Origin of the sequence: Xanthomonas sp. 3058 (genome assembly GCF_014199765.1) — a bacterium.
In the GTDB taxonomy this organism is placed as follows: Bacteria; Pseudomonadota; Gammaproteobacteria; order Xanthomonadales; family Xanthomonadaceae; genus Xanthomonas; species Xanthomonas campestris_B.
Genome location: NZ_JACHOF010000003.1, coordinates 359,263 through 385,647, shown reverse-complemented (window position 1 = coordinate 385,647; position 26,385 = coordinate 359,263). Strand labels below are relative to the sequence as shown.

General features: G+C 66.3%; 26 protein-coding genes. 18 read left to right on the top strand and 8 right to left on the bottom strand.

Features of this window, described 5'->3' with window-relative positions; all coding sequences use genetic code 11:
* Positions 1 to 521 precede the first annotated feature (521 nt).
* Positions 522 to 1,733, bottom strand: a complete 1,212-nt coding sequence (tyrS, locus tag GGR61_RS07200; protein ID WP_184620942.1) for a tyrosine--tRNA ligase — start codon at positions 1,731 to 1,733, stop codon at positions 522 to 524.
* 170 nt (positions 1,734 to 1,903) lie between these two features.
* Between tyrS and GGR61_RS07195 the strand changes: the two genes are divergently transcribed.
* Both GGR61_RS07195 and GGR61_RS07190 read left to right on the top strand, forming a co-directional pair.
* Positions 1,904 to 3,322: a M23 family metallopeptidase gene (locus GGR61_RS07195; protein WP_184620941.1), complete on the top strand. Its 1,419-nt coding sequence runs from the start codon at positions 1,904 to 1,906 to the stop codon at positions 3,320 to 3,322.
* A gap of 285 nt (positions 3,323 to 3,607) precedes the next feature.
* A complete protein-coding gene (locus tag GGR61_RS07190; protein ID WP_184620940.1) occupies positions 3,608 to 4,750 on the top strand; it encodes an anhydro-N-acetylmuramic acid kinase in 1,143 nt (380 codons plus the stop codon).
* 236 nt (positions 4,751 to 4,986) lie between these two features.
* Here GGR61_RS07190 and GGR61_RS07185 read toward each other — a convergent pair whose 3' ends face one another.
* The 3 genes from GGR61_RS07185 to GGR61_RS07175 form a co-directional block, all read right to left on the bottom strand.
* Entirely contained in the window at positions 4,987 to 5,214 is a 228-nt protein-coding gene (locus tag GGR61_RS07185; protein ID WP_184620939.1) for a hypothetical protein, read from the bottom strand.
* Positions 5,215 to 5,292: 78 nt separating this feature from the next.
* Positions 5,293 to 6,660 (bottom strand): MFS transporter, encoded by a 1,368-nt coding sequence (locus GGR61_RS07180; RefSeq protein ID WP_184620938.1) that lies wholly within the window; start codon positions 6,658 to 6,660, stop codon positions 5,293 to 5,295.
* Positions 6,657 to 7,457, bottom strand: a complete 801-nt coding sequence (locus GGR61_RS07175; RefSeq protein ID WP_184406335.1) for an exodeoxyribonuclease III — start codon at positions 7,455 to 7,457, stop codon at positions 6,657 to 6,659. Before GGR61_RS07175 ends, GGR61_RS07180 begins: the two co-directional genes overlap by 4 nt.
* Before the next feature lie 120 nt (positions 7,458 to 7,577).
* On the opposite strand from GGR61_RS07175, the gene pyrE reads away from it, so the two are divergent.
* The 9 genes from pyrE to GGR61_RS07130 all read left to right on the top strand — a co-directional run bounded on the left by pyrE (position 7,578) and on the right by GGR61_RS07130 (position 14,288).
* Positions 7,578 to 8,237, top strand: coding sequence for an orotate phosphoribosyltransferase (gene pyrE / locus GGR61_RS07170; RefSeq protein WP_184406336.1), 660 nt, complete (start codon positions 7,578 to 7,580; stop codon positions 8,235 to 8,237).
* 22 nt (positions 8,238 to 8,259) lie between these two features.
* Positions 8,260 to 8,928 carry a hypothetical protein gene (locus tag GGR61_RS07165; protein ID WP_184406337.1) on the top strand — a complete coding sequence of 223 codons (669 nt, stop codon included), beginning with the start codon at positions 8,260 to 8,262 and terminating at the stop codon, positions 8,926 to 8,928.
* A gap of 115 nt (positions 8,929 to 9,043) precedes the next feature.
* Complete coding sequence (locus tag GGR61_RS07160) at positions 9,044 to 9,841, top strand: AAA family ATPase (protein WP_184620937.1); 798 nt, start codon at positions 9,044 to 9,046, stop codon at positions 9,839 to 9,841.
* Complete coding sequence (locus GGR61_RS07155; protein ID WP_184406339.1) at positions 9,841 to 10,770, top strand: ParB/RepB/Spo0J family partition protein; 930 nt, start codon at positions 9,841 to 9,843, stop codon at positions 10,768 to 10,770. The genes GGR61_RS07160 and GGR61_RS07155 overlap by 1 nt, the downstream gene beginning before the upstream one ends.
* 34 nt (positions 10,771 to 10,804) lie before the next feature.
* Positions 10,805 to 11,113: a helix-hairpin-helix domain-containing protein gene (locus GGR61_RS07150; RefSeq protein ID WP_184406340.1), complete on the top strand. Its 309-nt coding sequence runs from the start codon at positions 10,805 to 10,807 to the stop codon at positions 11,111 to 11,113.
* A gap of 97 nt (positions 11,114 to 11,210) precedes the next feature.
* Positions 11,211 to 12,176: an SDR family NAD(P)-dependent oxidoreductase gene (locus tag GGR61_RS07145; RefSeq protein ID WP_184620936.1), complete on the top strand. Its 966-nt coding sequence runs from the start codon at positions 11,211 to 11,213 to the stop codon at positions 12,174 to 12,176.
* A 294-nt stretch (positions 12,177 to 12,470) separates the two neighbouring features.
* The gene (locus tag GGR61_RS07140) at positions 12,471 to 13,193 is read left to right on the top strand and encodes a glycosyltransferase family 2 protein (protein ID WP_184620935.1); all 723 of its coding nucleotides are present in this window, start codon (positions 12,471 to 12,473) and stop codon (positions 13,191 to 13,193) included.
* Positions 13,193 to 13,534 (top strand): lipid-A-disaccharide synthase N-terminal domain-containing protein, encoded by a 342-nt coding sequence (locus GGR61_RS07135; protein ID WP_039816706.1) that lies wholly within the window; start codon positions 13,193 to 13,195, stop codon positions 13,532 to 13,534. Before GGR61_RS07140 ends, GGR61_RS07135 begins: the two co-directional genes overlap by 1 nt.
* Before the next feature lie 211 nt (positions 13,535 to 13,745).
* Complete coding sequence (locus GGR61_RS07130; RefSeq protein WP_184620934.1) at positions 13,746 to 14,288, top strand: hypothetical protein; 543 nt, start codon at positions 13,746 to 13,748, stop codon at positions 14,286 to 14,288.
* A gap of 508 nt (positions 14,289 to 14,796) precedes the next feature.
* Here GGR61_RS07130 and GGR61_RS07125 read toward each other — a convergent pair.
* Genes GGR61_RS07125 through coaBC form a run of 3 tightly spaced genes read right to left on the bottom strand, consistent with a single transcriptional unit; the run spans position 14,797 to position 18,909 of the window.
* Positions 14,797 to 17,160 carry a phosphomannomutase/phosphoglucomutase gene (locus GGR61_RS07125; RefSeq protein WP_184620933.1) on the bottom strand — a complete coding sequence of 788 codons (2,364 nt, stop codon included), beginning with the start codon at positions 17,158 to 17,160 and terminating at the stop codon, positions 14,797 to 14,799.
* Positions 17,161 to 17,173: 13 nt separating this feature from the next.
* Complete coding sequence (gene dut / locus GGR61_RS07120) at positions 17,174 to 17,641, bottom strand: dUTP diphosphatase (RefSeq protein WP_184620932.1); 468 nt, start codon at positions 17,639 to 17,641, stop codon at positions 17,174 to 17,176.
* A complete protein-coding gene (gene coaBC, locus GGR61_RS07115; protein WP_184620931.1) occupies positions 17,638 to 18,909 on the bottom strand; it encodes a bifunctional phosphopantothenoylcysteine decarboxylase/phosphopantothenate--cysteine ligase CoaBC in 1,272 nt (423 codons plus the stop codon). The genes dut and coaBC overlap by 4 nt, the downstream gene beginning before the upstream one ends.
* Before the next feature lie 60 nt (positions 18,910 to 18,969).
* Here coaBC and radC point away from each other — a divergent pair, with 60 nt between their 5' ends.
* The 6 genes from radC (at position 18,970) to GGR61_RS07085 (ending at position 24,192) form a co-directional block, all read left to right on the top strand.
* The gene (radC, locus tag GGR61_RS07110; RefSeq protein ID WP_184620963.1) at positions 18,970 to 19,683 is read left to right on the top strand and encodes a DNA repair protein RadC; all 714 of its coding nucleotides are present in this window, start codon (positions 18,970 to 18,972) and stop codon (positions 19,681 to 19,683) included.
* Between the two features lie 86 nt (positions 19,684 to 19,769).
* Positions 19,770 to 21,458, top strand: a complete 1,689-nt coding sequence (gene argS, locus GGR61_RS07105) for an arginine--tRNA ligase (RefSeq protein ID WP_184406346.1) — start codon at positions 19,770 to 19,772, stop codon at positions 21,456 to 21,458.
* A gap of 186 nt (positions 21,459 to 21,644) precedes the next feature.
* Positions 21,645 to 22,535 (top strand): SPOR domain-containing protein, encoded by an 891-nt coding sequence (locus tag GGR61_RS07100; protein ID WP_184620930.1) that lies wholly within the window; start codon positions 21,645 to 21,647, stop codon positions 22,533 to 22,535.
* On the top strand, positions 22,536 to 23,075 hold the full coding sequence (locus GGR61_RS07095; protein ID WP_184620929.1) for a hypothetical protein: 540 nt from the start codon (positions 22,536 to 22,538) through the stop codon (positions 23,073 to 23,075). It abuts the gene before it with no gap.
* Positions 23,076 to 23,115: 40 nt separating this feature from the next.
* Entirely contained in the window at positions 23,116 to 23,871 is a 756-nt protein-coding gene (locus GGR61_RS07090; RefSeq protein ID WP_184406349.1) for an SDR family NAD(P)-dependent oxidoreductase, read from the top strand.
* 27 nt (positions 23,872 to 23,898) lie between these two features.
* On the top strand, positions 23,899 to 24,192 hold the full coding sequence (locus GGR61_RS07085) for a hypothetical protein (RefSeq protein ID WP_184620928.1): 294 nt from the start codon (positions 23,899 to 23,901) through the stop codon (positions 24,190 to 24,192).
* A 436-nt stretch (positions 24,193 to 24,628) separates the two neighbouring features.
* Here the strand turns inward: GGR61_RS07085 and GGR61_RS07080 are convergent, their stop codons facing one another.
* Positions 24,629 to 25,756, bottom strand: a complete 1,128-nt coding sequence (locus GGR61_RS07080) for an acyltransferase (protein ID WP_184620927.1) — start codon at positions 25,754 to 25,756, stop codon at positions 24,629 to 24,631.
* A gap of 396 nt (positions 25,757 to 26,152) precedes the next feature.
* On the opposite strand from GGR61_RS07080, the gene GGR61_RS07075 reads away from it, so the two are divergent.
* Positions 26,153 to 26,362, top strand: coding sequence for a hypothetical protein (locus GGR61_RS07075; RefSeq protein ID WP_184620926.1), 210 nt, complete (start codon positions 26,153 to 26,155; stop codon positions 26,360 to 26,362).
* Positions 26,363 to 26,385 lie beyond the last annotated feature (23 nt).

The following is a 26,385-nucleotide window of genomic DNA, read 5'->3' as shown; positions in this document are numbered from 1 at the left end:
CTTCGTCGTTTCCGTCGAAGCGAGCCGCCTAGTATAGCGGACTTTTTCTTACCGTCAACACCTTGTTTCCGAGGTGGTTGACGCCGCTTCGTTTCCACCCGAAGGTTTTCTGCGAAGCGAGCCGGCCATATTAGCAGGCTTTTCATCTCCGTCAACCCCTCGTGAAGAGGACGTTGCCGCTGCTGCACCTCAATCCGCCGTAGCGTCTTTCCGTGTAGCGAGCCGCCCATCATAGCCGGCTTTTGCGTTTCGTCAACACCCTAAATTCAGGGGATTTTCGAACCCTTTTGCTCTGGTTCCGCGTTTGCGGGGCCGTTGCGTCGGGGGAGGCGAACTATAGACCCGCACGGAGCGTTTTGGAAGCGTTTTGTGAAAAAATTTTCACTGTTTCTATTGCGGTACTGCCAACCCGGCGTGGAAGCTAACTGCGGCACGCGCCTGACCGTAGACAGAGGTGCTGACGCCTACTAATAGGTTGCTGCAAGGCCAGTGGGTTGCCGCCCTGCAGCAACCTGTAACGCTCAGCCACTCACCAAAGCGATGCGGGCGAAATTGCGTTTGCCTACCTGGATGACGCCTTCAAAGCCCGGGCCGAACTGGCGCGCGAGGTCTTCGACCACTTCACCATCGATCTTGACCGCGCGCTCCCGGATCTTGCGCGTGGCTTCCGAATTACTGGGGGTCAGGCCGGCAGCGGTGAGCAGGCTTGCGATCCGCACCCCCTCGGCTGGCACGGCGACCTCTTGCAGCGGCAACAAGCTGGTGTCGCCCTGCCCCGTCACCACGGCATGCCAGCCAGCGATGGCCTGCTCTGCGGTGGCGGCGTCGTGGAAACGTGCAGTGAGCTCGCGCGCCAATCGCAGTTTCACCTCGCGCGGGTGCAGTTCGCCCGAGGCGACCTGCGCTTTCAGGCGCGCGGCCTCGGCCACGCCGATATCGAAGGACAGCAACTCGATCCAGCGCCAGGTCAGCTCGTCGCCGATCTTCATGGTCTTGGTGACGATGTCGATGGCCGGCTCGTTGATGCCGATGTAGTTGCCCAGCGACTTGGACATCTTGGCCACGCCATCCAGGCCTTCCAGCAGCGGCATGGTCAGCACGACCTGCGGGGCCTGGCCGTAGTGCTCCTGCAGACCGCGCCCCATTAGAAGGTTGAACTTCTGGTCGGTGCCGCCCAATTCGACGTCCGCCCGCAGGGCGACCGAGTCGTAGCCCTGGACCAATGGATACAGGAACTCGTGGATGGCGATCGGCTGCTGGCCGGCAAAGCGCTTGGCGAAGTCGTCGCGCTCCAGCATGCGCGCCACGGTGTGCTGGGCCGACAACTTGATCATGTCCGCCGCCGTCATCTGGCCGAACCACTCGGAATTGAAGCGCACCTCGGTGCGCTCGCGGTCCAGGATCTTGAAGACCTGTTCTTCGTAGGTCCGCGCATTGGACAGCACATCGTCGCGGCTGAGTGGCTTGCGGGTGGCGTTCTTGCCGCTCGGGTCGCCGATCATTCCGGTGAAGTCGCCGATCAGGAAGATCACCTGGTGACCGAGCTGCTGGAACTGCCGCATCTTGTTGAGCAGCACGGTGTGGCCCAGATGCAGATCCGGCGCGGTGGGATCGAAGCCGGCCTTCACCCGCAAGGGGATGCCGGATGCCAGCCGCGCTTGGAGCTGATCGAGCTTGAGGATCTCGTCGGCGCCACGGCCAATGAGTGCGAGGGATTCTTCGAGAGTGGCCAACTACAGGCTCCAGCGGCGCTTGCCGTCAAAAACGTGAACGATGTTAAACGCAGGTTAATTCCACGCCAATTGAAAATAACGAACAGGCTCAATGGTTTGACGCGCTGTTACAGGCTGTCTATGGTACCGGCGATTGGGCTCGCACTTCGAGCCACCGAGGAATTTGAACGATGCAGAATTCAGAGCAGGGCCGTGCACGCAAGCGGCGCTTTCAAGAACGCCTCCACGTCCTCCACGACACTGCCCTGCATCGCAAGCTCAAGGCCCATCTTCCGGCGGCATTCAACGACCGTTGGACGCGTCGCCACTGGATCCATGCCAGCCTGTTTGCCACCATCGGTGCGCTGGTCGCCACGATCGTGCCGGGTTTCTCCAACGCCATCGAGACGCCGTTATCGGGCCATTCCACGCTGGCCTTGCCGCTGCCGCCATTGGTCCCTAGCCGCAAGCAGTTGGCGCCGAGCACCGACTGGAACATTGTGCAGGTCAAGTCGGGCCAGACGCTGAGCGCCTTGTTCGGCGAGCTGGGAATTCCGACCACCGTGATGTATCAGGTGCTGGCGCATCCGGGCACCAAGGAAGCGCTGACCAAGCTGCGTCCGGGCGCCGAGATCGCCTTCGATATGCCGACTCCGGGCGAGCTGCGTGCACTGCGCTTCGATCGCGACGACAGCCATCGTGTGGAACTGCGTCTGCTGGGCGACAGCGTGCGCGAGAACGTCACCGAGCGCGCAACGACCACGCGCACCGTGGTGGCAAGCGGTGAAATCAGCAGCTCGCTGTATGCATCTGCCGGCAAGTCGGGACTATCGCCTGCGGCAGTGGCGACCATGACCGACGAGATCTTCAAGTACGACATCGATTTCGACAAGGACCTGCAGCCGGGCGACCGTTTTAGCGTGGTGATGGATGAGACCTGGCGCGAGGGCGAGCGGATCAGCACTGGCGACATCCTGGCGGCGACCTTTACCACCGGCGGCAAGACCTATACCGGCTTCCGCTTCGAACGCGCCGGCAAGCCGGCCGAGTATTTCGACATCACCGGCCGGCCGTTGAAGAAGAGCTTTATCCGCATGCCGGTGGCTTACAGCCGTATCAGCTCGACCTTTGGTGCACGCCGGCATCCGGTGTTGGGCACGATGCGCATGCACAAAGGCGTGGACTACGCAGCCGCTTCCGGTACGCCGATCATGGCCGCTGGCGATGCACGGGTGGTGTTCGTCGGAACCCAGCGCGGCTACGGCAATGTGGTGATCCTGGACCACGGCAAGAACTTCAGCACGCTGTACGGGCATATGTCGCGCTTCGGCAAGATCAAGGCCGGCCAGCGCATCAACCAGGGCACGGTGATCGGCTATGTCGGCATGACCGGCCTGGCCACCGGCCCGCATCTGCATTACGAATTCCGCGTGGCCGGGCAGCAGCGCAACCCGATGTCGGTGACCATGCCGCCGCCGGAGCCGTTGCAGGGCGCCGAGCTGGCAGCGTTCCGCGCGCAGACCGCACCGGCACTGGCGCGTATCGAAGGCATGGAGAAGTTGATCTACGCCGACGCCGCCAAGCCTGCCAAGGGCAAGTCACGCGGTTGAGTGGGGGCGGCGGACCTCTCAGCGGCTGACCGATCAACGGCAGCCGCTTGAACGACCGCGCATCCATTCGCCAATGAAGTTTTAGCTCACGCAAAGCCTGTCGGGCGCCCAGTGCCGCCAGCGACAAGCCGACACCGTGATGCCTACGCGATCGTCGGCACTGCATGTGGACTGCTCGCCTGGTAAGCGCAGCGTCCATTGGTGCTGTCGCGCTGCGTGCGGCGCCGGTTGACTCACCCGCCCCGGCTGCACAAGCTGGGCGATTGCGACGCAACCGGCTCTGGCATGTCTGCTCTGGAACTCAAGGAATCCCCGCTCTATCTGGGCCTGATGTCGGGCACCAGCGCCGATGGCATCGATGCCGCGCTGGTGCGCTTTGCCGACGACAGCCACCGACGCTGCGACCTGGTCGCAGGCACGACGGTGGCCTGGGAGCCGCAGCTGCGCGAGACGTTGGTGACGTTGAGCCAGGGTGCCGAGGTCATCGCCATCGATACGCTTGGACAACTGGACGCGCAAGTGGGGCTGGCGTTTGCGGCTGCGGCCAATCAGCTGATCGACGACAGCGGCATCGAGCGTGGCCGCATCCGCGCGATCGGTTCGCATGGGCAGACCATTCGCCATCGGCCAAAGGCGGACCCCGCGTTCACCTGGCAGATCGGCGATGCCAGCCGGATTGCCGAGCACACCGGCATTACCACGGTGGCCGATTTCCGCCGTCGCGACGTGGCCGCCGGTGGTCAGGGCGCGCCGCTGATGCCGGCCTTCCATCTGGCCATGCTGGGCGCGGGCGATGAAGATCGCGCGGTGCTCAATCTGGGCGGCATCGGCAACCTGACGTTGATCCCGCGCAACGGCGCAGTGCTGGGCTTCGATACCGGCCCGGCCAATGCGTTGCTGGACAGTTGGTGCCAGCAGCATCGCGGCACGGCGTTCGATGCCGACGGTGCGTTCGCCGCCAGCGGGCGCGTCGATACCCCACTGCTGCAGGCGTTGCTGGCCGACCCGTGGTTTGCGCTGGCGCCGCCCAAGAGCACCGGGCGCGAGCAGTTCCATCTGGACTGGGCGATGCAGGCGATGCGTTCGCTGGGAGACGTGGCGCTGTCTGCGGCCGATGTGCAGGCCACCCTGCTCGAACTGACCGCGGCCAGTGTCACCGACGCGTTGCTGCGGCTGCAGCCCGATACCCGCCGGGTGCTGGTGTGCGGTGGCGGGGTGCGCAATCCGGTATTGATGGCACGACTGGCGGCGCGGTTGCCGAACGTGGTGGTGGAATCCAGCGCGCGGCATGGGCTGGACCCGGATTATCTGGAGGCGATGGGATTTGCGTGGTTGGCAGCGGAGCTGCTCGCGGGACGTGCAGCCAATCTGCCGTCGGTGACCGGGGCGGCGGGCCCGCGCTTGCTCGGGGCGATCCATCCGGCGTGAGCCCGGTTGCGCGGCATGGGAGATGGCCGATACCTGGCCCGTGTTGCTTGGTCCGCATCCTCCGCACGGCATTGGGGTTCAGGGCCGCCGGACGAGCGTCAGGCACTCTACCGAGCCTTGAGGCGGCGTCTGCAAGACGCCTTCATCTTGGCGACACGACGCGTCTCACCGCGCTTGATCGTGCGCGGCTGCGATCACCGGCGAGCATGCTTTACTGCCCAGGACGCAGCCGTCGCCTAGGGATGATTTCCCGCCGGCAGCGCCTTGAGTGCGGCGATCGCGTCGGCCAGGGCATCGACTTCCGGGTGCTGCAGGCCGCCGGTGACTTCGTATTCGCTGGAAAACAGGCCTTGTTCGAGCAGATGCATGACGGTCTGGTGCTGGGTCCAGCCCCGCGCCACGGAAATGCGACGGATCCTGTCCACCAGCACCGGATCGATGTCCCGCACTACCAGATCGGTCATGCCTACTCCCTGTCTGCAAAGCGCCGCCCCTAGGCGATTCGGGCGATCATCCCGCAGCGACAGCCTGCCCTGCAACCGTCAGGTCACCGCAGTGCGCCGACGCTGTTGCAGGATCAGCATCCCGCACAGGATCACGACAGGAATCGCAATCAGCGCGGTACCAACGAAGAACAGAGCGTAGCCCTCCAGAAGCGTTCGCCCCTGTGATAAGGCCTGCACCGACCAACCAGAGAAGCCCTTCAAGGCCTTGCCGGGCATGGCATAGAACGAACTAAGCAGCGCATATTGGGTCGCCGTGTAACCGATGCTGGTCAGGCTGGACATGTAGGCGATCAGCGCAGTGCTGGCGAAGCCATTGGCGAAGTTGTCGATTGCCATCGCCACCGCAAATTTGGTGGTATCCGGGCCGACATACGCTAACCAGGCAAATGCCAGATTCGAGCAAGGACCCAACACCGCGCCAGCCATCAATGTCGCCAGCACACCCCAGCGTAAAGAGACCAACCCGGCCGCAGCGATGCCGGCGAAGGTGGCGATCAGCCCCACCGAACCACGGATGGCGCCGACGGTGTCTTCGGACAAGCCGAGGTCAACGTAGAACGGATTGGCCATCGGACCCATCACGAAATCAGCCATGCGGTAGACGCTGATGGCCACCAAGATCAGGAGTGCACCGCTGCGGTGTTCGCGGATAAAGGCCAGGAACGGCCCGGCGATCGCGTCGAACAGCCCGCGCGGTGTCCACAGCCGCGCTGCCTGCGCCTGCACGGCCACTATTTCGCGAGCAGGCTCTGGGGCCATCGCCACGGCGACCACGCCTAGCGCCATCAACGCAGCCATGACGTCATAAGACACCTGCCAACCCACGCGCGCGGCGATGATCAGGATCAGTGCATCGGTCACCAACAGGGCCGAGCGATAGCCCAACGCCGAGGAGGACGTCAGCAGGCCGAGTTGCTCGGTGTTGTCGGCACTCTCGATACGCCAGGCGTCGATGACGATGTCCTGCGTGGCCGAGGCAAAGGCAACTACTACCGCCATGACCCCGAATACCACCAGGTGTTCCCAGACGATGCCCAGCACCAGTACTTGGCCGCCCCTGGGCTGGACCCAGGCCATCCCGACCAGACCCATCGCCACGACGACTTGTGACAGCAGCATCCAGCCGCGACGGCGGCCCAGCCGTCCAAACAGCGGCACGTCGGTCTTGTCGACAATCGGCGCCCAGAAAAACTTCATGGTGTAGGCCAGGCCCACCCAGGACAGGAAACCGATCGTCTCCAGATCGATGCCCTCCTTGCGCATCCAGAAGCCGAGCGTGTTGCCCACCAGGTACAGCGGCAGGCCGGAACTGAAGCCCAGCATCAGCATCGTCAGCACTTTGCGCTGCCGCAGGTTGGTCAGCACTTGCTGCCAACGTCTGCGTGGCTTGGCCACTTCGCTCACTGCGCGTAATCCACGATGTACGGTGCGTGGTCGGAGAAGCGCTGCTCGCGGTAGATGGAGCAGGCCTTCACCTTGTCGCGCAGACCGGGGGTGACCAGTTGGTAGTCGATGCGCCAACCGACATTGTTGGTGCGCGCCGCGCCGCGGTTGCTCCACCAGGTGTAGTCCTGGCCCTCGGGATGCAGCACGCGGTAGGTATCGACCCAGCCGCGGCCGCTGGCGGCGTTGACGTCTTCCAGCACATCGGCGCACAGGCCGTTGAGCCAGTCGCGTTCGGGCGGCAGGCAACCGGAATTCTTCTGGTTGGACTTCCAGTTCTTGATGTCCAGCGCCGAGCGCACGATGTTCCAGTCGCCGCACAGCACGTACTGACGGCCGCTGGCCAGCCATTCGTCCAGGATCGGCCGCAGCCATTCCATCACCTGGAACTTGTAGCCCTGGCGCAACTCGCCCGAAGAGCCGGACGGAATATAGAAGGACACCACGCTGAGGTTGCCGAAGCGCGCTTCGACATAGCGGCCTTCCTCGTCGAACTCGGGCCAGCCCAGCGCGGTGCGCACTTCATCGGGCTCGTGCCGGCTGTAGATCGCCACGCCGCTGTAGCCCTTCTTGGTGCTGGCATCGCGGAACCAGGCCTTGTAACCGGTGGGCAGGAACTTGGGACCAGCCAGCTGATGCTCCTGGGCCTTGGTCTCCTGCACGCACAGCACGTCGGCGTCCTGGTCGGCGAACCACTCGAAGAAACCCTTGGTGACGGCCGAGCGCAGGCCGTTGGCGTTGAAACTGATGATGCGCATAAGGGCCGGGAATGGGGAGTTGGGAATGGGGAATCGTAAAGCCTACCCCAGCGCAGCCACGAAGGCTGCCGAGGCGCGATGCGTTTACCATTCCCGATTCTCCATTCCCCATTCCCGTCAATGACCGACCACCGCACCCGTTTCCTGCAGCTGGCCCTGGATGCCGATGCCCTGCGCTTTGGCGAGTTCACGCTCAAGTCCGGGCGGCGCAGTCCGTATTTCTTCAATGCCGGGCGCTTCGATTCGGGCGCCAAGACCGCGCAGTTGGCGCAGTGCTATGCCGATGCGATCGATGCGGCCGGGGTGGAGTTCGATCTGTTGTTCGGCCCGGCCTACAAGGGCATTCCGTTGGCGACCGCGCTGGCCTGCGCCTACGCCGGGCGCGGGCGCGACCTGCCGCTGGCGTTCAATCGCAAGGAGGCCAAGGACCATGGCGAAGGCGGCATGCTGATCGGCGCGCCGCTGGCCGGGCGCAAGGTATTGATCGTCGATGACGTGATCACCGCCGGCACCGCGATCCGCGAGGCGCTGGGCATCATTCGCGCGGCCGGCGGGGTTCCGGCGGGGATTGTCGTCGCGCTGGACCGGCAGGAAATCGCTTCGGAGCAGGATCGCCGCTCGGCCGCGCAGGCAGTGGCGGCCGAGGCCGGCATCCCGGTGATCGCGGTGGCCGACCTGGCCGACCTGCTTGCTTTTGCGGCAGGAAACGCCGACCTTGTGGGCTACCGGGAACCGCTGCTGGCCTATCGTGGCCGCTACGGCACCGACACCACAGGCTGACGGCAGGCGACAGGGGGCTGCGATGATGCCGAGACTCACAGGTTTGGCGTTACTCGCCGCCGTTGCGGCGGCCATGGTCGCTGCAACCGCCACCGCGCAGGACAGGCCGGCGGCGGCGAAAAAACTGTATTGCTGGAACCAGAACGGTGCGCGCGTGTGCAGCGATACGTTGCCGCCGGAGGCGGTCAACCAGGCGCGCGACGAATTCAATGCCAAGAGCGGCATGCGCAGCGCCGAGGTGCAGCGCGCGATGAGCAGCGACGAGCGTGCCGCCGCCGCTGCCAGCGAGCAGCAACGCCAGGCCGATCTGGCCGCCGAGCAGATGCGCCAGCGCACCGACCAGGCGATGTTGATGTCGTATCAGAGCGAGGACGACCTGCGCCGGGTGTTCAACGAGCGCATCGCCATCATCGACAACAACATCCATACCGCGCGCTTCAACGTGACCAGCCTGCGCGAAGGGCTGACCAGCCTGCTGCGTGCCGCCGGCGACCGCGAACTGGCCGGCCAGGCCATCGCCGACAAGCTGGCCGGCGACATCCAGCAGCGCCATCGCGAGCTGCTGGCCCAGTTGCGCCTGCAAACCGGCTTCGAGCAGCAGCGGCTGGCGCTGGACAGCGAGATCGCCGACATCCTGGTGCGCTACCGGGCCATGAAGCAGCCGCCAGACGGCTCCACGCCCGCCAGCTGACCGGCTCAGCCGGCATTCCTGCCCGTGCGGCACATTGCGGCGGCCGGCATTTCCCGATCCGCCGCCCTGCCCGCATAATGGCCGGTCTTACTCCTTGCCCACGAGGCTCTCCCGCATGGCCCGGATCATCGCCATTGCCAACCAGAAAGGCGGCGTCGGCAAGACCACGACTGCGGTCAATCTGGCGGCCGGCCTGGCGCGCGCGCCCAAGCGTGTGTTGCTGGTGGATCTGGACTCGCAGGGCAACGCCACCATGGGCAGCGGCATCGACAAGCGCGATGTGGCCGCCTCGACCTGCGACCTGTTGCTGGGCGAAAACACCGCCGCCGAAATCCGGGTCACCGCGCCGGAAGGCTTCGACCTGCTGCCGGGCAACATCGACCTGACCGCGGCCGAGATCCAGCTGATGGATCAGGGCGAGCGCGAGCAGCGGCTCAAGCGCGCGCTGGCGCCGATCCGCGACGAGTACGACTTCATCCTGATCGACTGCCCGCCGGCGTTGTCGCTGCTGACGCTCAATGCCCTGACCGCGGCCGATTCGATCATCGTGCCGATGCAGTGCGAGTACTACGCGCTGGAAGGGCTGACCGCGCTGCTGGAAACCATCGAAGCGCTGCGTGCCAACCTCAATCCGACGCTGGAAATCGAGGGTGTGCTGCGCACCATGTTCGACATCCGCAACAACCTGGCCAACGCGGTGTCGGCCGAGCTGACCGAGCACTTCGGCGACAAGGTGTTCCGCACCATCGTGCCGCGTAACGTGCGCCTGGCCGAGGCGCCCAGCCATGGCCAGAGCATCGTCGGCTACGACCGCACCTCGCGCGGTGGCGTGGCATACCTGGGCCTGGCGGGCGAGATCGTGCGCCGGCAGAACGACCGCAACATGGCCTACCGGCCCGTGGAGACCGTCTGATGAACAAGCCGATCCCCGCAAAAAAGCGTGGCCTGGGCCGTGGCCTGGAAGCGCTGTTGGGGCCGAAGGCCGCAGCGGCGGCGGCCACGCCGGCCGGTGCCACCGACGAGGCATTGCAGCCGGGCGACAGCCTGCGCAAGCTGCCGGTGACCCAGTTGCAGCCGGGCAAGTACCAGCCGCGCCGGGAGATGGACGAGGTCAAGCTGGCCGAGCTGGCGGAGTCGATCAAGGCGCAGGGCGTGATCCAGCCGATCGTGGCGCGCGAGCTGGCGCCGGGGCAGTTCGAGATCGTGGCCGGCGAACGCCGCTGGCGCGCCTCGCAACTGGCCGGGCTGACCGAGGTGCCGGTGGTGGTGCGCGAGCTGGACGACCGCACCGTCATCGCGATGGCGCTGATCGAGAACATCCAGCGCGAAGACCTCAACCCGCTGGAAGAAGCGCAGGCGCTGCACCGGCTGATCGACGAATTTTCGCTGACCCACGCCGAGGCCGCCGGTGCGGTGGGCCGCTCGCGTGCGTCGGTCTCCAACCTGCTGCGCCTGCTTGAATTGCCGGTGGCCATCCGCGTCCTGCTGGAAACCCGCCGTCTGGAAATGGGCCATGCGCGTGCGCTGCTCACCCTGGCGCCGGAGCTGGCCAGCAAGCTGGCGCAGGAAGCGGCCGACCAGGGCTGGTCGGTGCGCGAAGTGGAACACCGCGCGCAGCAGTTCGCGGCCGGCAAGGTGCCCGGCGCGCTGCGCAAGGGCAAGCCGGTGGCGGTTGCACCGCAGGCCGATATCGCCTCGCTGCAGACCGAACTGTCCGAATCGCTGGGCACCAAGGTGGTGTTCAACCACGGCCGCGGCGGCAAGGGCAAGCTGGTAATCCATTACAGCGACCTGGACACGCTGGACGGCGTGCTGGAACGGCTACGCGCGCAGCGCGGCTGACCCCCGACGCCTGCGCCAGAGGATCCTCCCGGCCATGAACCCCACCAAGGTAGATCGCCACCATCTACTGTGTCTGACCGACCTGCCGAACGTCGGGCCGGCCTGCGAAAAGGATCTGCGCCTGATCGGCATCCGCGTGCCTGCGCAGCTGCGCGGCCGCGACGCCTACGACATGTATGCGCAACTGTGCCTGCGCACCGGCGTGTTGCACGACCCCTGTGTGATCGATGTGTTTTTGTCGATCGTGCGCTTCATGCAAGGCGAAGCGCCGCAGTCCTGGTGGAGCTTCAGCAAGGAACGCAAGGCCAAGCTGGCCACCGAAGCACCGCTCAGCCTGGGCTGAGTGCGTCCGCCACTGACCGCGATCGGACGCCGCAGCGCAGGCGCAGCGGTCACCGCACCCCTCTTCCGCTTCTGCAACATCCAGGACAACGACGACCATGACCATTCTCGTGACCGGCGCTGCCGGCTTCATCGGCGCCTATACCTGCCGCGCGCTGGCCGCGCGCGGTGAGACGGTGGTGGGCCTGGACAACTACAACAGCTACTACGACCCGCAGCTCAAGCGCGACCGGGTGGCGGCGCTGTGCCCTGGCATCGACATCCGCACGCTGGATCTGACCGATCGCGACGGACTGGCCGCGCTGTTCGACGAGATCCAACCCACCCGGGTGGTGCATCTGGCCGCGCAGGCCGGGGTGCGGTATTCGCTGGAGAACCCGTCCGCTTACGTCGACAGCAACCTGGTCGGCTTCGTCAACATGCTCGAGCTGTGCCGGCATCGCGGCGTGCAGCATCTGGTGTATGCCTCGAGTAGTTCGGTGTACGGCGATTCGGCCACCCCGCCGTTCTCGGAAGACCAGCGCGTGGATCAGCCGCGCTCGCTGTATGCCGCGACCAAGGCCGCCAACGAGCTGATGGGCTACACCTATGCGCAGCTGTACGGCCTGCGCGCGACCGGGCTGCGCTTTTTCACCGTGTATGGCCCGTGGGGCCGGCCGGACATGGCGCCGCTGATCTTCAGCCGCGCGGTACTGGCCGGGCGCCCGATCGAAGTGTTCAACCACGGCAGGATGCAGCGCGATTTCACCTTCGTCGACGACATCGTGGCCGGCGTGCTGGGGGCGCTGGACACGCCCAGCGGCGAGCCGATCCCGCACCGGGTATTCAACCTGGGCAATCACACCCCGGTGGAGCTGGAGTACTTCATCGACGTGATCGCCCAGGCCGCCGGGCGCCCGGCCGAGAAGGTCTACCGGCCGATGCAGCCGGGCGACATGATCCGCACCATGGCCGATACCCAGCGCGCGCAGGCGGCCTTCGGCTTCGAGCCGGCCACCCCGGTCGAGCGTGGGCTGCCACAGGTGGTGGACTGGTGCCGCAGCTATTTCGGCGCGCGTGCGTAGAGCGCGGCGCGGCGGGCCGGCGCGTCTCCTCCGCTGGCCGACGCAGCGCCAGGAAATCCGCGACGCCCGCTGCCAATCGCGCCTGGTTGACGCCAGCCCTGCCAGGCCAGCCAATGCCGACAAGCCTGCGTGCTCCCCGGTACGTCGGCGCGCAGCAGGTCTGCGGTACGCAACAGGCCGCTTCGCACCCGCTTCAATGCACATAACGCGCGTTTGCTTCATGCCCGGCTCAGACAGCCAAGGCACAATGCGCGATCTTTTTCGCTCCGCCTTCACCCGGGCCACTACGAATCCATGAGCCAACCTCAGCTTTCCGTCGTCGTCCCGGTATTCAATGAGCGCGACAATGTCGCCGCGCTGGTCGGCGAAATCGTCACCGCGCTGCGCGGATTGGTGGCGTTCGAAATCGTCTATGTCGACGACCATTCGCGCGACGACACCCTGGCGGTGCTGCAAGGCCTGAAGACCACCACGCCGGAACTGCGCGTGCTGCATCACGTCACCCAGAGCGGCCAGAGCACGGCAGTGCGCAACGGCGTCAAGGCGGCGCGTGCAAGCTGGATCGCTACCCTCGATGGCGACGGCCAGAACGACCCGGCCGACATTCCCAAACTGCTGACCGCGCGCGCCAGCGCCGATGCGCAGGTAAAGCTGTTCGCCGGCTGGCGGGTCAATCGCCAGGATTCGGGGTCCAAGCGCTGGGCCAGCAAGTGGGCCAACGCGATCCGCTCGCGCATGCTGCAGGACAACACCCCCGATACCGGTTGCGGCATCAAGCTGTTCGAGCGCGACGCGTTCCTGGACCTGCCCTACTTCGACCATATGCACCGCTATCTGCCGGCGCTGATGCAGCGCGCCGGCTGGCGCACGGTGAGCGTGCCGGTGAACCACCGTCACCGCACCGCCGGCGTGTCCAAGTACAACAACCTCAATCGCGCGTTGGTCGGCATCCGCGACCTGCGCGGCGTGGCCTGGCTGATCACCCGCAGCAGGCGCACCGTGGTGCAGGAGCGCTGATGGAACTGCATTGGCTGGATCAACCGCTGACCTGGCTGTACTGGACCGGGCTGCATGTCACCGGCTGGAAGCTGATCGGCTATGTGGGCGCACTGATGTTCGGCGGCCGCTGGCTGGTGCAGTTTGTCGCTTCAAAACGTGCCGGCAAACCGGTGATTCCGCGCATGTTCTGGTACATGAGCGTGGTCGGCAGCCTGATGACGCTGAGCTACTTCGTGTTCTCGGCCAAGCAGGATTCGGTCGGCGTGCTGCAGAACCTGTTTCCGGCGTTTACCGCGTTCTACAGCCTGTACCTGGATGTGAAGCATCGTGGTTGGAAGCGGGATCGGGCGGTGCATTGAGCGGGGAATGGGGAATCGCCGGTGCGGTGATCGGTGATCCAAGTCTCCAGGTTTTTGAGGTGATGCTGGCTGCGCAATCGAAGCTGAGGACGCACGCTGCATCAGCTCTGCCTTGCGGTGGACAACGCCAGGCGCCCGATCCCTAGGGTCAAAGCGTTTTTTCGTACAGCGCGACGCGATGGTGACCGACCTGAGATGACGCGCGTCGCCGATGCCGCGTGTGTTTGCTCATCGGCATGCTGTGGTCATGTCCAGCGCGCTCATCCATTGCCTTGTGTCCGAGCCGGTTCCCACTGCGGCGTACTGGCATTTGTGCTTGCACACGCATCAGCAGGTGCCGCTGTTTGCAGACTGGCGTTGCGCCCGGGCGGCGGCGGCCACGCTGGCGATGCCCGCCCATTGGCGGGATGCGCGGCTGCTGTGTTGGGTGCTGCTGCCCGACTGTTGGTGCGGCCTTGTGCAAGCCCCGGGCAAGGCAGCGCTGCTGCAATGGGCAGGGATGGCGCGGCAGGCGGCCGCCGAGGCGGTCAATCGCGCACGCGGCCGTGGCGGGACAGTGTGGCAGCCGGACATGCACGCAACAGCGCTCGCCGCGCATGCCGATCACCGGCAGTTCGCGCGCGCACTGGTCGCACAGCCGCTGCGCGCAGGATTGGCTGCGCAGATCGGCGGGTATCCGTATTGGGACGCAGTGTGGTTGCTGCATGACGAGGGCAAGGACGACGCTGCGATAGCTGCGCCACACGCGCGCTGACGCGCGGCGGGAGGCTGCTGCCTTACGGATTGGTCGCTACGCTGTGCGCGACCCGATGCAGCAGGCTGTTGCCGGGAGTGTCGACGCTGCACATCGGCGTCCGGCCCGATCCTGCCGATCTCCGCATCGCATCTGCGCTGTAACGACCGCAATAACGCAGCCGGCCCGCACGCGCATTGACCGCATCGAGCGGTGCCTTGTACCACTGCAGAATTCAGAGATGCCGGATCTTTCGGGTCGCTGACAACAACTCGTCAGTGTCCTCAGATGGGCCTGGACGGCGCCCAGGACCGGCATGTTACGCGTGGCACATGCCGATTCCGATCACCGTGCGGCCCACTGACGACGACCTCGCTGTGAGGTTGACCCTCATCAGGCAGTCGATGGCGCTCAACATCCACCATCAGCCAGGCTTGAAGCGGCATGTGGCCGAGAGACCTCGCCACACGCCGCGCGGCCTGTCTCCAGGCAACAGCGCAGCCGATGCATTGCCTCAGCCGACCGCAAATCAAAAGGTCAACGGATGCTCGGGTAACAGCGCCTGCAATTGACTGCGGAACACGCCGCGAATCCGCTCCAATGCCGCCTCGGATTCGGCTTCGAACCGCAGCACCAGGATCGGCGTGGTGTTGGATGCGCGTAGCAGGCCCCAGCCATCGGCGAAGTCTGCGCGCAGTCCATCGATGGTCAACACGCGGGCCGAGGCGAATGGCGATTCTTCGCCAGACTGGGCACGCTCGACGAAGCGCGCCACCAGCGCGTGCGCATCGCCGTCCACCGGCACCTTGATCTCCGGCGTGGACACGCTGTCGGGCAATGCGTCCAATACCTCGGACGCGGTTTCCTCGCGCTGGGCCAGGATTTCCAGCAGGCGGGCGGCGGCGTAGATGCCGTCGTCAAAACCGTACCAGCGTTCCTTGAAGAAGAAGTGCCCGCTCATCTCGCCGGCCAGTTCGGCGTCGGTTTCGCGCATCTTGGCCTTGATCAGCGAATGCCCGGTCTTCCACATCAACGGGCTGCCGCCGTTGCGCAGCACATGGTCGGACAGCTTGCCGGTGCACTTGACGTCGTAGATCACCAGCGCGCCGGGATTGCGCTGCAGCACATCGGCGGCGAACAGCATCAGCAGGCGGTCAGGGAACACGATGGCGCCTTCCTTGGTGACCACACCGAGACGGTCGGCATCGCCATCGAAGGCCACACCGATGTCGGCATCGAACCGCTGCACCATCTTCACCAGATCGCCGAGATTGTGTGGCTCGCTCGGGTCGGGGTGGTGGTTGGGGAAGGTGCCGTCCACCTCGCAATACAACGGGATGACCTCGGCACCGATCGCCTCCAGCAGGCGCGGTGCGATGTCGCCACCCACGCCATTGCCGGCATCCACCACCACCTTGATCGGGCGGTCCAGCGAGACGTCGCCAACGATGCGCTGGATATAGGCATCGCTGATGTCGCGCTGTTCCAGCTCGCCGGGCGTGGCTGCCGTGTGCAGGCGACCTTCGCTGATGCGCTGATACAGCTCGGTGATTGCCGCGCCCGACAGGGTCTCGCCGCCGATCACGATCTTGAAGCCGTTGTAGTCGGGCGGATTGTGGCTGCCGGTGACCGCCACGCAACTGCCGGCGCGCAATTCGTAGGCTCCGAAATACACCACCGGGGTGGGTGCCAGGCCGATGTCGACCACGTTGCAGCCGGCGCGGCGCAGCCCTTCGATCAGGCCGTTGGCAATTTCCGGGCCCGACAGGCGTCCGTCACGACCCACCACGACGTCGTGCAGGCCCTGCGCCTGCATCACGCTGCCGATGGCCTGGCCGATCAACGCGGCCACGCCGGAATTGAGATCTTTCCCGACCACGCCGCGAATGTCGTAGGCACGGAACATCCCGGCGGCGATCTGCACCGCAGGTACCGGCACCGACACCGGTGCCTGCGCAGGCGTCGATGGCGGCGCACCCTCCTCGGCAACGCCCGCTTCGCTGGCCACACGGGCATCGTGCTGCAGGCTCTGACTGAAGGTCGGTTCGTCGGCAGTCGACGCGCCGGCGACGCGGCGACGCGGCAAGCGCACGCGGCCACGGCTGGCAAGTACCACCAGCACCGCAATGATCAGCAGCAACGCCGCCACAATCACGCAGCCGATCGCGCCAAGCCCCAACGGGCCAGTGTCGCTTTGCGGCACGGCGGCGGCGACGCGCAGGCCACTGTTTCCCAACGGCTTGGCCAGCGTTTCAGCGGCATCGGCCAACGCCGCATCGCCCTGCTGGGCGACGTTGAAACCGCCCTGGCGCAAGGCCAGATAAGCGCTGCCGGGGACCGCGATCGCATCCAGCGGGCCGGTCAGGCGCAGCAGCGGCAGGCGCACATAGACCACGGCCGGCTGGGTGCCGAGTTTCACCGCCGCCGCCACGCCCAGGCGGACCTGCTTGGCGTCGCGCACCACATGCACCTGCGTGCGCCCGGCCACCAGCGCCGATTCGAGCAGGCTCAGTCGCGCGTAGCCGAATTCCTTGGGTGTGTCGTAGGCGGCACTGAGATCGCTCGGCAGTACCTGCACCTCTTCGGCACCGCTCACCCGTTCGCGGATGGCCGCCGCACTGGCCAGCGCGTCGCCACCGGCCAGTGCGGCCGACACCTGCGGTTGCTTGAGCACGGCATCGAGCTGGCTGGCCTGGCTGGACATCGCCTGGCCCACCTCCTGCACCGCGCGGTCGCGTGCCTGCTCCAGTTGCTGGGCAATCGCGTCCTGGTGCCATTGCGCATAGCCGCTCCAGCCGAACCAGGCCGCCAGCAACACCAAGATCCCCCCCAATACCGGCGCACTCGTGCGCGCGCTGGACATCGACTGCCTGCGCTGGTTCCCCTTGCTCATCTAACGCCCCCTGTCAGCGCACCCCGGTGTGGCCGAATCCACCCGCTCCCCGCGCGCTGTCGACGAAAGTATCCACCACTTGCAAGCCCACGCGCACGATCGGCAGGATCACCAACTGCGCAATGCGGTCGCCCGGCTCGATGGTGAAGGCGGCGCGGCCGCGGTTCCAGGTACTGATCAGCAGCGGCCCCTGGTAGTCGGCATCGATGAGTCCGGTCCCGTTGCCGAGCACGATGCCGTGGCGATGGCCCAGGCCCGAACGCGGCAGGATCACCGCGCACAGCTGCGGGTCGGCCAGATGGATCGCGATGCCGCTGGGAATCAACGCCGCATCGCCCGGCTCCAGCGTCATCGGCGCTTCCAGTGCGGCGCGCAGGTCCATGCCTGCGCTGGACTCGGTGGCGTAGGCCGGCAACGGCCACGGGTCGCCGAAGCGGGGGTCGAGCAACTTCACCTGCAAGGACTGGGTCGGGGTGCTCATGCCTGCAATCTCTCCGCGATCAGGGCCAACAGTTGCTCGGCCAATTCGGTCTTGCTGCTGCTGGGAAAAACACGCTCGCCGCCTTGCCAATAGGCGGTGGCGGCGTTGTTGTCGCTTTCGAAGCCGCCGCCTTCGATCCCGACCTGGTTGGCGATGATCAGGTCCAGCCGCTTGGCGACCAGCTTGCCACGCGCGTAATGCTCCACGTCGTGCGTTTCGGCAGCAAAACCGACCACCAGCTTCAGTGCGCCGGTCTGCGCAGCGACCTCGGCCAGGATGTCCGGGGTGCGCACCAGTTCCAGGGTCAGCGTTTCGCCGGTCTTCTTGATCTTCTGTGCGACCACCCGCTTGGGGGTGTAGTCGGCGACCGCAGCGGCGCCGATGTAGATATCGGCAGGGAATGCGCCCAGCACCGCATCGCGCATCTGCGCCGCTGAGCGCACGTCGATCCGCTGCACCCCGGGCGGGGTGGCCTGATGGACCGGGCCGCTGACCAGCGCCACGTCGGCGCCCTGGTTGGCGGCGGCGGCGGCCAGCGCATAGCCCATCTTGCCGCTGCTGCGGTTGCCCACGTAGCGCACCGGGTCCAGGTCCTCGAAGGTGGGGCCGGCGCTGATCACGATGCGCAGGCCCTCCAGCTGCGCGCTGCCGGGCACGAACGCCCGAGCGGCTGCGCTGCTGGAGGCAGGCGCAGCGCTGCCGGCAGCATCGGCTCCGACCAGCGCGGCAATGATCGCCGCCGGCTCGGCCAGCCGGCCAGGACCGGATTCGCCTTCGGCCAGCGGGCCGTCGTCGGGGCCGACCACGCGCACGCCACGTGCGGACAGGGTCGCCACATTCGCCTGGGTGGCCGGATGCAGCCACATCCGGTGGTTCATCGCCGGCGCCACGGTCAGCGGCGCGGTGGTTGCCAGGCACAGCGTGGTGACCAGATCGTCGGCCATGCCGTGCGCCAGGCGCGCCAGCAGGTCGGCAGTGGCTGGGGCGACGATCACTTGATCGGCCCAGCGCGCCAGTTCGATATGCCCCATCGCCTGTTCGGCGGCGCTGTCCCAAAGCGTGGTGCGGGTGGGCTGCCCGGACAGCGCCTGGAAGCTGAGCGGAGTGACGAACTGCTGTGCGCCGCTGGTCATGGCGACCTGCACCTGCGCGCCAGCGTCGCGCAGGCGACGGACCAGTTCGAGCGATTTGTAAGCAGCAATGCCTCCGCCGACGCAGAGCAGCAAACGCTGTCCGTCCAGGGGGCGGGCCTGAGTGGAGCCGATCACGTCGGAGTCGTCCTACGGTTACAAGGACAACTAGATTAGCCGATGCCCCCGCCTGGCCTGATGGGCGTGCGCGATAAGCACCGGCAATCTCGCCATATGCACATTCACGACTGGCCCACCCACGAACGCCCGCGCGAGAAACTCCTGGCGCGCGGGGCGCCTGCGTTATCCGATGCCGAGCTGCTGGCGATCTTCGTCGGCTCCGGTTTGCGCGGGCAGGACGCCGTACGCACCGCGCGCGATCTACTGCATCGCCACGGCCCGTTGCGCCTGCTGCTGGACCGCCCCGCCTCGGCGCTGGCGCGCCTGCCCGGGCTGGGTCCGGCCTCCGCCTGCAAGCTGAATGCGGCGCTGGAGCTGGCCCATCGCCACCTGCTGAGCGAGCTGGAACGCGGCGAAGCGCTCAGCGATCCGCCCAGCGTGGGACGTTATTTTTCGCAACGGCTGCGTTCACGGTCCTACGAGGTGTTCGCGGTGCTGTTCCTGGACACCAAACATCGCGCGATCGCCTTCGAGGAACTGTTCACCGGCACCATCGACGGGGCGGACATCCATCCGCGCGAAGTGGTGCGGCGGGCGCTACTGCACAACGCGGCGGCGGTGATCGTCGGGCACAACCATCCGTCCGGCAACCCGGAGCCGTCCGAGGCCGACCGCGCGGTCACCCAACGCCTGCTGGACGCCCTGGATCTGGTGGATATCCGCCTGCTCGACCACTTCGTCATCGGCGACGGGCGCCCGGTCTCGCTGGCCGAGCGCGGCTGGCTGGGATGACGCTGCGGCGGTGACCTGAACCATCGGCCCGACCCCGGGGCGCGCGGTCGGGTAAAATCGCTGGTTTGGTTCCAAGCAGATCCCACGTGAAAGCCCAACTCCGCGCATTGATCGGCCAAGGCATTGAAGCCTTGCGCGCCAACGGCACCCTGCCTGCCGACACCCTGCCGCCGGATTTCGTGGTCGAGCGCCCCAAGACGCGCGAACACGGCGATTTCGCCACCAACGTCGCGATGCTGCTGGCCAAGCCGGCGCGCAGCAATCCGCGCGCACTCGCCCAGGCGCTGTTGGCGGCATTGCCGGCCAGCGACGACGTGGCCAAGGTGGAGATCGCCGGTCCGGGTTTCATCAATTTCCACCTTGCCCCGGCCGCGTATCAACGCGAAGTGGCGCATGTGATCAAGCAGGGCCACGACTACGGTCGCGGCCTGGCCGGCAACGGCCGCTCGGTGGGCGTGGAATACGTCTCGGCCAACCCGACCGGCCCGCTGCATGTCGGCCACGGCCGCGCGGCGGCGATCGGCGACAGCCTGGCACGCGTGCTCGATGCCAACGGCTGGAACGTCAAGCGCGAGTTCTACTACAACGATGCCGGCGTGCAGATCGAGAACCTGGCCTTGTCGGTGCAGGCGCGTGCGCAGGGACTCACCCCCGACAGCGAAGGCTGGCCGGAAAACGGTTACCGCGGCGACTACATCGCCGATGTGGCCACCGCCTACCTGGCCGGCGACACCGTCGACCTGGAAGGGCACATGGTCAGCGGCAGCAAGGACCCGGCCGATGTCGAATCGATCCGCCGCTTCGCGGTGGCCTATCTGCGTAACGAGCAGAACCACGACCTGGCCGCGTTCCGCGTCGATTTCGATATCTATTTCCTCGAAAGCTCGCTGTACAAGGACGGCAAGGTCGACGAGGCGGTGCAGAAGCTGATCGCCTCCGGCCACACCTACGAGGAAGGCGGCGCGTTGTGGTTGAAGTCCACCGACTTCGGCGACGACAAGGACCGGGTGATGCGCAAGTCGGACGGCACCTACACCTACTTCGTGCCGGACGTGGCCTATCACCTGACCAAGTGGCAGCGCGGCTACGAGCGCGCGATCACCGAACTGGGGGCGGACCACCACGGCTCGCTGACGCGTGTGCGCGCCGGCCTGCAGGCGCTGGAGCTGGGCATCCCGCAAGGCTGGCCGGAATACGTGCTGCACCAGATGGTCACGGTGATGCGCGGCGGCGAGGAAGTGAAGCTGTCCAAGCGTGCCGGCAGCTATGTCACCCTGCGCGACCTGATCGAAGAAACCAGCGCCGATGCGGTGCGCTGGTTCCTGATCGCACGCAAGCCCGATTCGCAGCTCACCTTCGACATCGACCTGGCCCGTCAGCAGAGCAACGACAACCCGGTGTTCTATGTGCAGTACGCGCATGCGCGCGTCTGCAGCGTGCTGCGGCAGGCGCAGGAGAAGGGCTTCAAGTACGAACAGGCTAACGGCCTGGCGCAGCTCGCAGGCCTGGACGACGAGCATTCGCTCAACGTCATGCTGGAGCTGTCGCGCTACCCGGAAGTGGTGGAAATCGCCGGCCAGACACTGGAGCCGTACCAGATCGCACAGTACCTGCGTGAATTGGCGCATGCCTTCCACACGTGGTATCACAACACCAAGCTGCTGGTGGACGATGCCGCAGAGCGCGACGCCAAACTCACCCTGGCCGTCGCCACGCAACAGGTGCTCGCAAACGGCCTGGAACTGCTCGGCGTCAGCGCCCCGGAAAAGATGTAACAGTGACTGGCACCACCTGGCGCGCAATCGCCGGGTGGCTGCGACCGGCGCGCTCAGGGCCAGAATGATCGGGCCGAATGGAGCGGCCGCGCACAAGGCCGCACCGTCCAGCGGTTGCACAGTGGCTACAAGCCGCGCCAAGTCGGGCCAGATGGCCCGCAACGACATGATTCGGAGAAGTGGTAGATGGCAGCACGACGCGGTAAGAGTCAGGCGCGACGCAACACCAGCAATGGCACCCCCGGTTGGGTGTGGTTGGTGGCCGGCGCGGCGATTGCGGCAGTGATCTTCCTGGCGGCACCCAACCTGTTCAAGAAGGACGGCGACGGCTTCCTGCGCGTGGGCCCACGCGCAAATCCCGATGCGCAGCCCGAGCCGGTGGCCGATGCCGACGTCGATACGCCGGCCGAGTTGCCCAAGCCCAGCACGCAGCCGCCCAAGCCGCAGGCCAAGCCCGGCGATGCGCAGACCCAATACGATTTCTACACCTTGCTGCCCGGCAAGGAAGTGCAGATGTCCGATGCCGAACTGGCCGCCAGCGCACGCGCCGAAGAAGCCGCGCGCGCGCGCGCGGCGCTGGAAGGCAAGCCGGTTGCGCCTGCACCGGGTGCACGCGTGGCAGCGGCCACGCCGGCAGCCAGCGTGCCGGTACCGTTGAACGAAACCAGCGCCAGCGCGCCGAAACCGCTTGCGGAAACCGCGCCCGCACGTCCGGCGGCGACACCGGCACCAGCCAGCACCGCAGCGCTCACCACGTCAGCGGCCGCAGCTGCCAATGCTGCGGCAAAACCCGCTGCAACGACCGCAGCTGCAACCCCAGCGGCCGCCCCTGCAGTGACGGACAACACCCGCTACATCCTGCAAGCCGGCTCGTTCGGTGCCTCCGGCGACGCCGAATCGACCAAGGCCAAGCTGGCGATGATGGGCCTGGCCGCGCGCGTGGAATCGGCCGACATCAGCGGCAAGACGGTCTACCGCGTGCGCATGGGGCCCTACGGCAGCGCCAGCGAACTGGCCGAGGCCAAGCAGAAACTGACCGGCAGCGGATTGCCTGCCATCGCCATCAAGGCGCAATAAATGCTGCCTCGCGCCGCCGGCCTGTTGCTGTGGTGGGGACTGATCGGCGCGGCGAACGCCACCGAGCAGATCCCCGACCGCATCCAGATCGACGGACAGGAGGCAGCGCTGCTGGCCGAGCCGTTGTCGTCGGTGCTCGACGATCAGGCCACCTGGCAGCGCTTCGTCGCCCATGCGCAGGAGGCGCTGGGCAATTGCAGCGCCAACTGGCGTGGTTACCAGGCCTCGTGGCGGGTGGAAAACGCGCAACTGCTGCTCGATCGCGTCGTCATCGGCGCGTGCGACGACGCGCCGCCGGTGTTGCCGATCGATGTGCTGTTTCCGGGAAAACGCGCACCACTTGCCGCCGACTGGATCGACGGCGAGCTGCTGATCGCCTTGCCAACCGCAACGCCTGCCAGCGCTACCGCAGCGTCAGCGTCCTATCTGCTTTTGCACCTACGACACGGCCGCGTGCTGTCGCGCGAGCCGCTCAGCGAGGCGATGGTGCGCGCACGTCGCGCTCAGGCACGCGCACCAGGCGCTGCCACCACGCCCTGATCCTTCACCTGCCCCCCCTCGTTCGCAGGAGTCATCCCCCATGTCCAAGACTGTTCTGATTACCGGTGCCACTTCAGGATTCGGCAGCGCTGCGGTGCGCCGCTTTGCCGCTGCCGGCTGGAAGGTCATCGCCACCGGCCGCCGTGCCGAGCGCCTGCAGGCGCTGGCCGCCGAACTGCCCGCCGGCCAGGTGCATACCGCCGCGTTCGACATGCGCGATGCGCAGGCCTTGTCGGCAGCGATCGACGCAGTGCCGGCCGACTTCGCCGACATCGACGTACTGGTCAACAACGCCGGCCTGGCACTGGGCACGGCACCCGCGCAGCAAGCCGACCTGACGCAGTGGCAGCAGATGATCGACACCAACGTCACCGCGCTGGTCACCCTCACCCACCGCCTGCTGCCGGCGTTGATCGCGCGCCGTGGCGCCATCATCAACATCGCATCGGTCGCAGCGACCTACCCGTATACCGGCGGCAATGTCTACGGCGGCACCAAGGCGTTCGTGCAGCAGTTTTCGCTGGGCCTGCGCGCCGACCTGCATGGCACTGGCGTGCGCGTGACCTCGATCGAACCAGGCATGGCCGAAACCGAATTCACCCTGGTGCGCACCGGCGGCAACCAGGCGGCGTCCGACACGCTGTATCGCGGCGCCACGCCGATGACTGCCGAGGACATCGCCGAGCAGATCTTCTACGTCGCCAGCCTGCCTGCGCATCTGAATATCAATCGGCTGGAAATCATGCCGGTGACGCAGTCGTTCGCCGGCTTCCAGGTGGCACGCGACGCGCACTGAGGCCAAGCACACATGAAGGGGGCAAGGATGCGAGATCACGGAAAAATCAAGCGGGCACATTGGCTGAGTGGTGTGGCCGTGGCAATCGCTGGCGTGATGCTGCCATGGCAGATGTTCGCCGAGGATGCGTGGTTTGGCATGGCATTTGGAGCGCTTTCGCTAGTCTTCTGGACGCTTGCTGTGATCTGGTTCGTGAGCGTGGCATATCTGCTGGGATGGGCAAGACGTTGGTGGATCCTGATCACTGCGCCGGTGGTTCTGTTTCCGATTGCAATGGCGTGCACCGTGCTGATTCAATGTGCGCGCGGCAACTGTTTCTAGCACTCCTTGGCCGCAGTGCCTGATCGAGACCCAGCTATACGGCAGGCGCCAACAGACACCTCTGCGGGCTGTGTATCGGTAGCGATACGACGTTGCGTGGATCTGGCGCGTGCGCACAACGCCCGGCATCGAGAGAGACGAACACGCCGCGCATTGCGCGGCGTGTTCGTATGGGCAGCGTGATCGCAATCGGCCATGCATCGCTTGAACACCCATGCACGTTCGCTGCCTTGCCGATAGGCGCTCTGCGCAGCGCCCGTCGGAAAGCCCGCGTGCGGCGTGCAGCAAATAGCGCATGGCATCGCGCGTTTGATCGCCACGCCAACTCGCCGTGACTGCGCAACCGTGAGGTGCGCGGCAGATGCACGGCATGGATCGCGCACCGCACTTTTGGGGGCCATCCATGGTTGCCCTGATGCCCGCTCGCCCTGCGCGATCAGCCACTTTCAGCTGCGGCCGAAGGCCGCGCGCCTCGCCGCACCAGCGTATCGCGCAGCTGCAAGAACGGGCGTTCCACTGCGTAATGCAACAACGCGCCGCCCAGCACCGCCACCACGCCATACACCGCAAACGCGCGCATGCCCTGCCCTTCCAGCGCGGGGCCAAACCAGAGGTGCGTCAGGTGGAAGACCGCCTTGTGGGTGAGATACAGGCTGTAGGAGATCGCCGCCAGCCATGCCGCGCCTGGCACGCGCAACCCGCCAAGCACTCCGCTGCTGGCGGTGCCTGCAAGCACCAGCAAGGCGAGCCCCAGCGACAGCACCGGCCAGCCCACCGCATTGCCGAGCAGGCCGGTGCGCTCGCGAAACAGCCACAGGGCCAACGCCAGAATCGCAACGCCTGCCAACAGGAAGGCGTTGCCATGTCGTTGCAGCCGTTGCCACAGGTCGGGGCGAAAGACCTTGAGCACCGCCAGTACGACACCGGCCAGCAAACCGTCCAGACGGTTCCAGGTCGGGTAATAGATGTCTTCGATAAACCAGTTGCGCTGCAGGCCCGCACCTGCGCTCTCCAAGGCCGTGTTGTGCAACCAGACGCCGGCACGCAGCGCGATGCCGGCGACCACGACCGCCACGCACAGCACCACGAAACGCGCCGCCGAGGGCCGCCGCAACAGCAGCGTCGCCAATAGCGGAAACACCAGGTAGAAATGCTCTTCCACACACAGCGACCAGGCGTGCGAGAACGCCGCATCACGGCCGTAGTCCACGAACAGATTCAGGGTGAAGGTGACAAACATCCACCAGGGCGCCAGCCCGGGTGACTCGCGAAACTGCGGCCATGCCATGTAAACGATCAGCACCACCAAGAACGCCGGCACGATGCGAAACGCACGGCGCAGATAGAAATCCTTGAAGTCCAGCCGCTGCCCGCGCGCCAATGGCGACAGCACCTGGGTGCCGATCAGGAATCCGCTCAGCACGAAGAACAGGTCCACGCCCATCCAGCCATAGCGCGACAACCACGCCCAGTCCGGCCCCAGGCCGCCGACCACGAACGAATGGAACAGCATCACCCAGACGATGGCGATGCCACGCAGCAGATCGAGGGCGGGATAGCGCATGCGGGCGAGGTGAGCAGAGGAAGCCCGATTGTGCCGCAGACACACCGATGCAGCGATGTCGGCATCGCTATGCGCCGCCGCTTTGCGCGTGCTCAGCCCAGGGGCAGATGGACCTGCATCCGGCCCGCCATCAGGAACTGCTCGGCAGCGGGCAGCGGGAGCCTGGGAGGCCGGGATCGCCTCTGCGCGGTTTCAGACGCAGGCGCCGTGGCCGCTGCACCGGATCGCCGCCGCTGCTGGGCCAGCATGGAAAACGGCGGCATGGACACGCGCGTTGTCACTGGTGACGCTGGATGCCCGGTCGGCTACGTAGCGCGGCGACCACCGCGCTGGACCGGGCCGGCACGCCGTGGCGTATCGCCTTCACCGGCAGCAGCCTGGCCGGGATCTGGACCCGTGAGCGCCAGGCCGGGATTGACCTTGCGCACGTCCGTCGGCCTGCTGGCAGTGCGGCCGCACGGCCACGCCGGGTTGCCGACACTGCCCGCGCTCGGGTTGAACCTGCATCGCGCCGAGGCAACACCTGCGCCAGCGATCGCACGGCCGGCCGCGATCCTCAGCCAGCGACTACACGAGGCGCATGCGGCGTACCTCGAGCCGACGTAGCGGCGCGTGCTGGCACAGCGCGT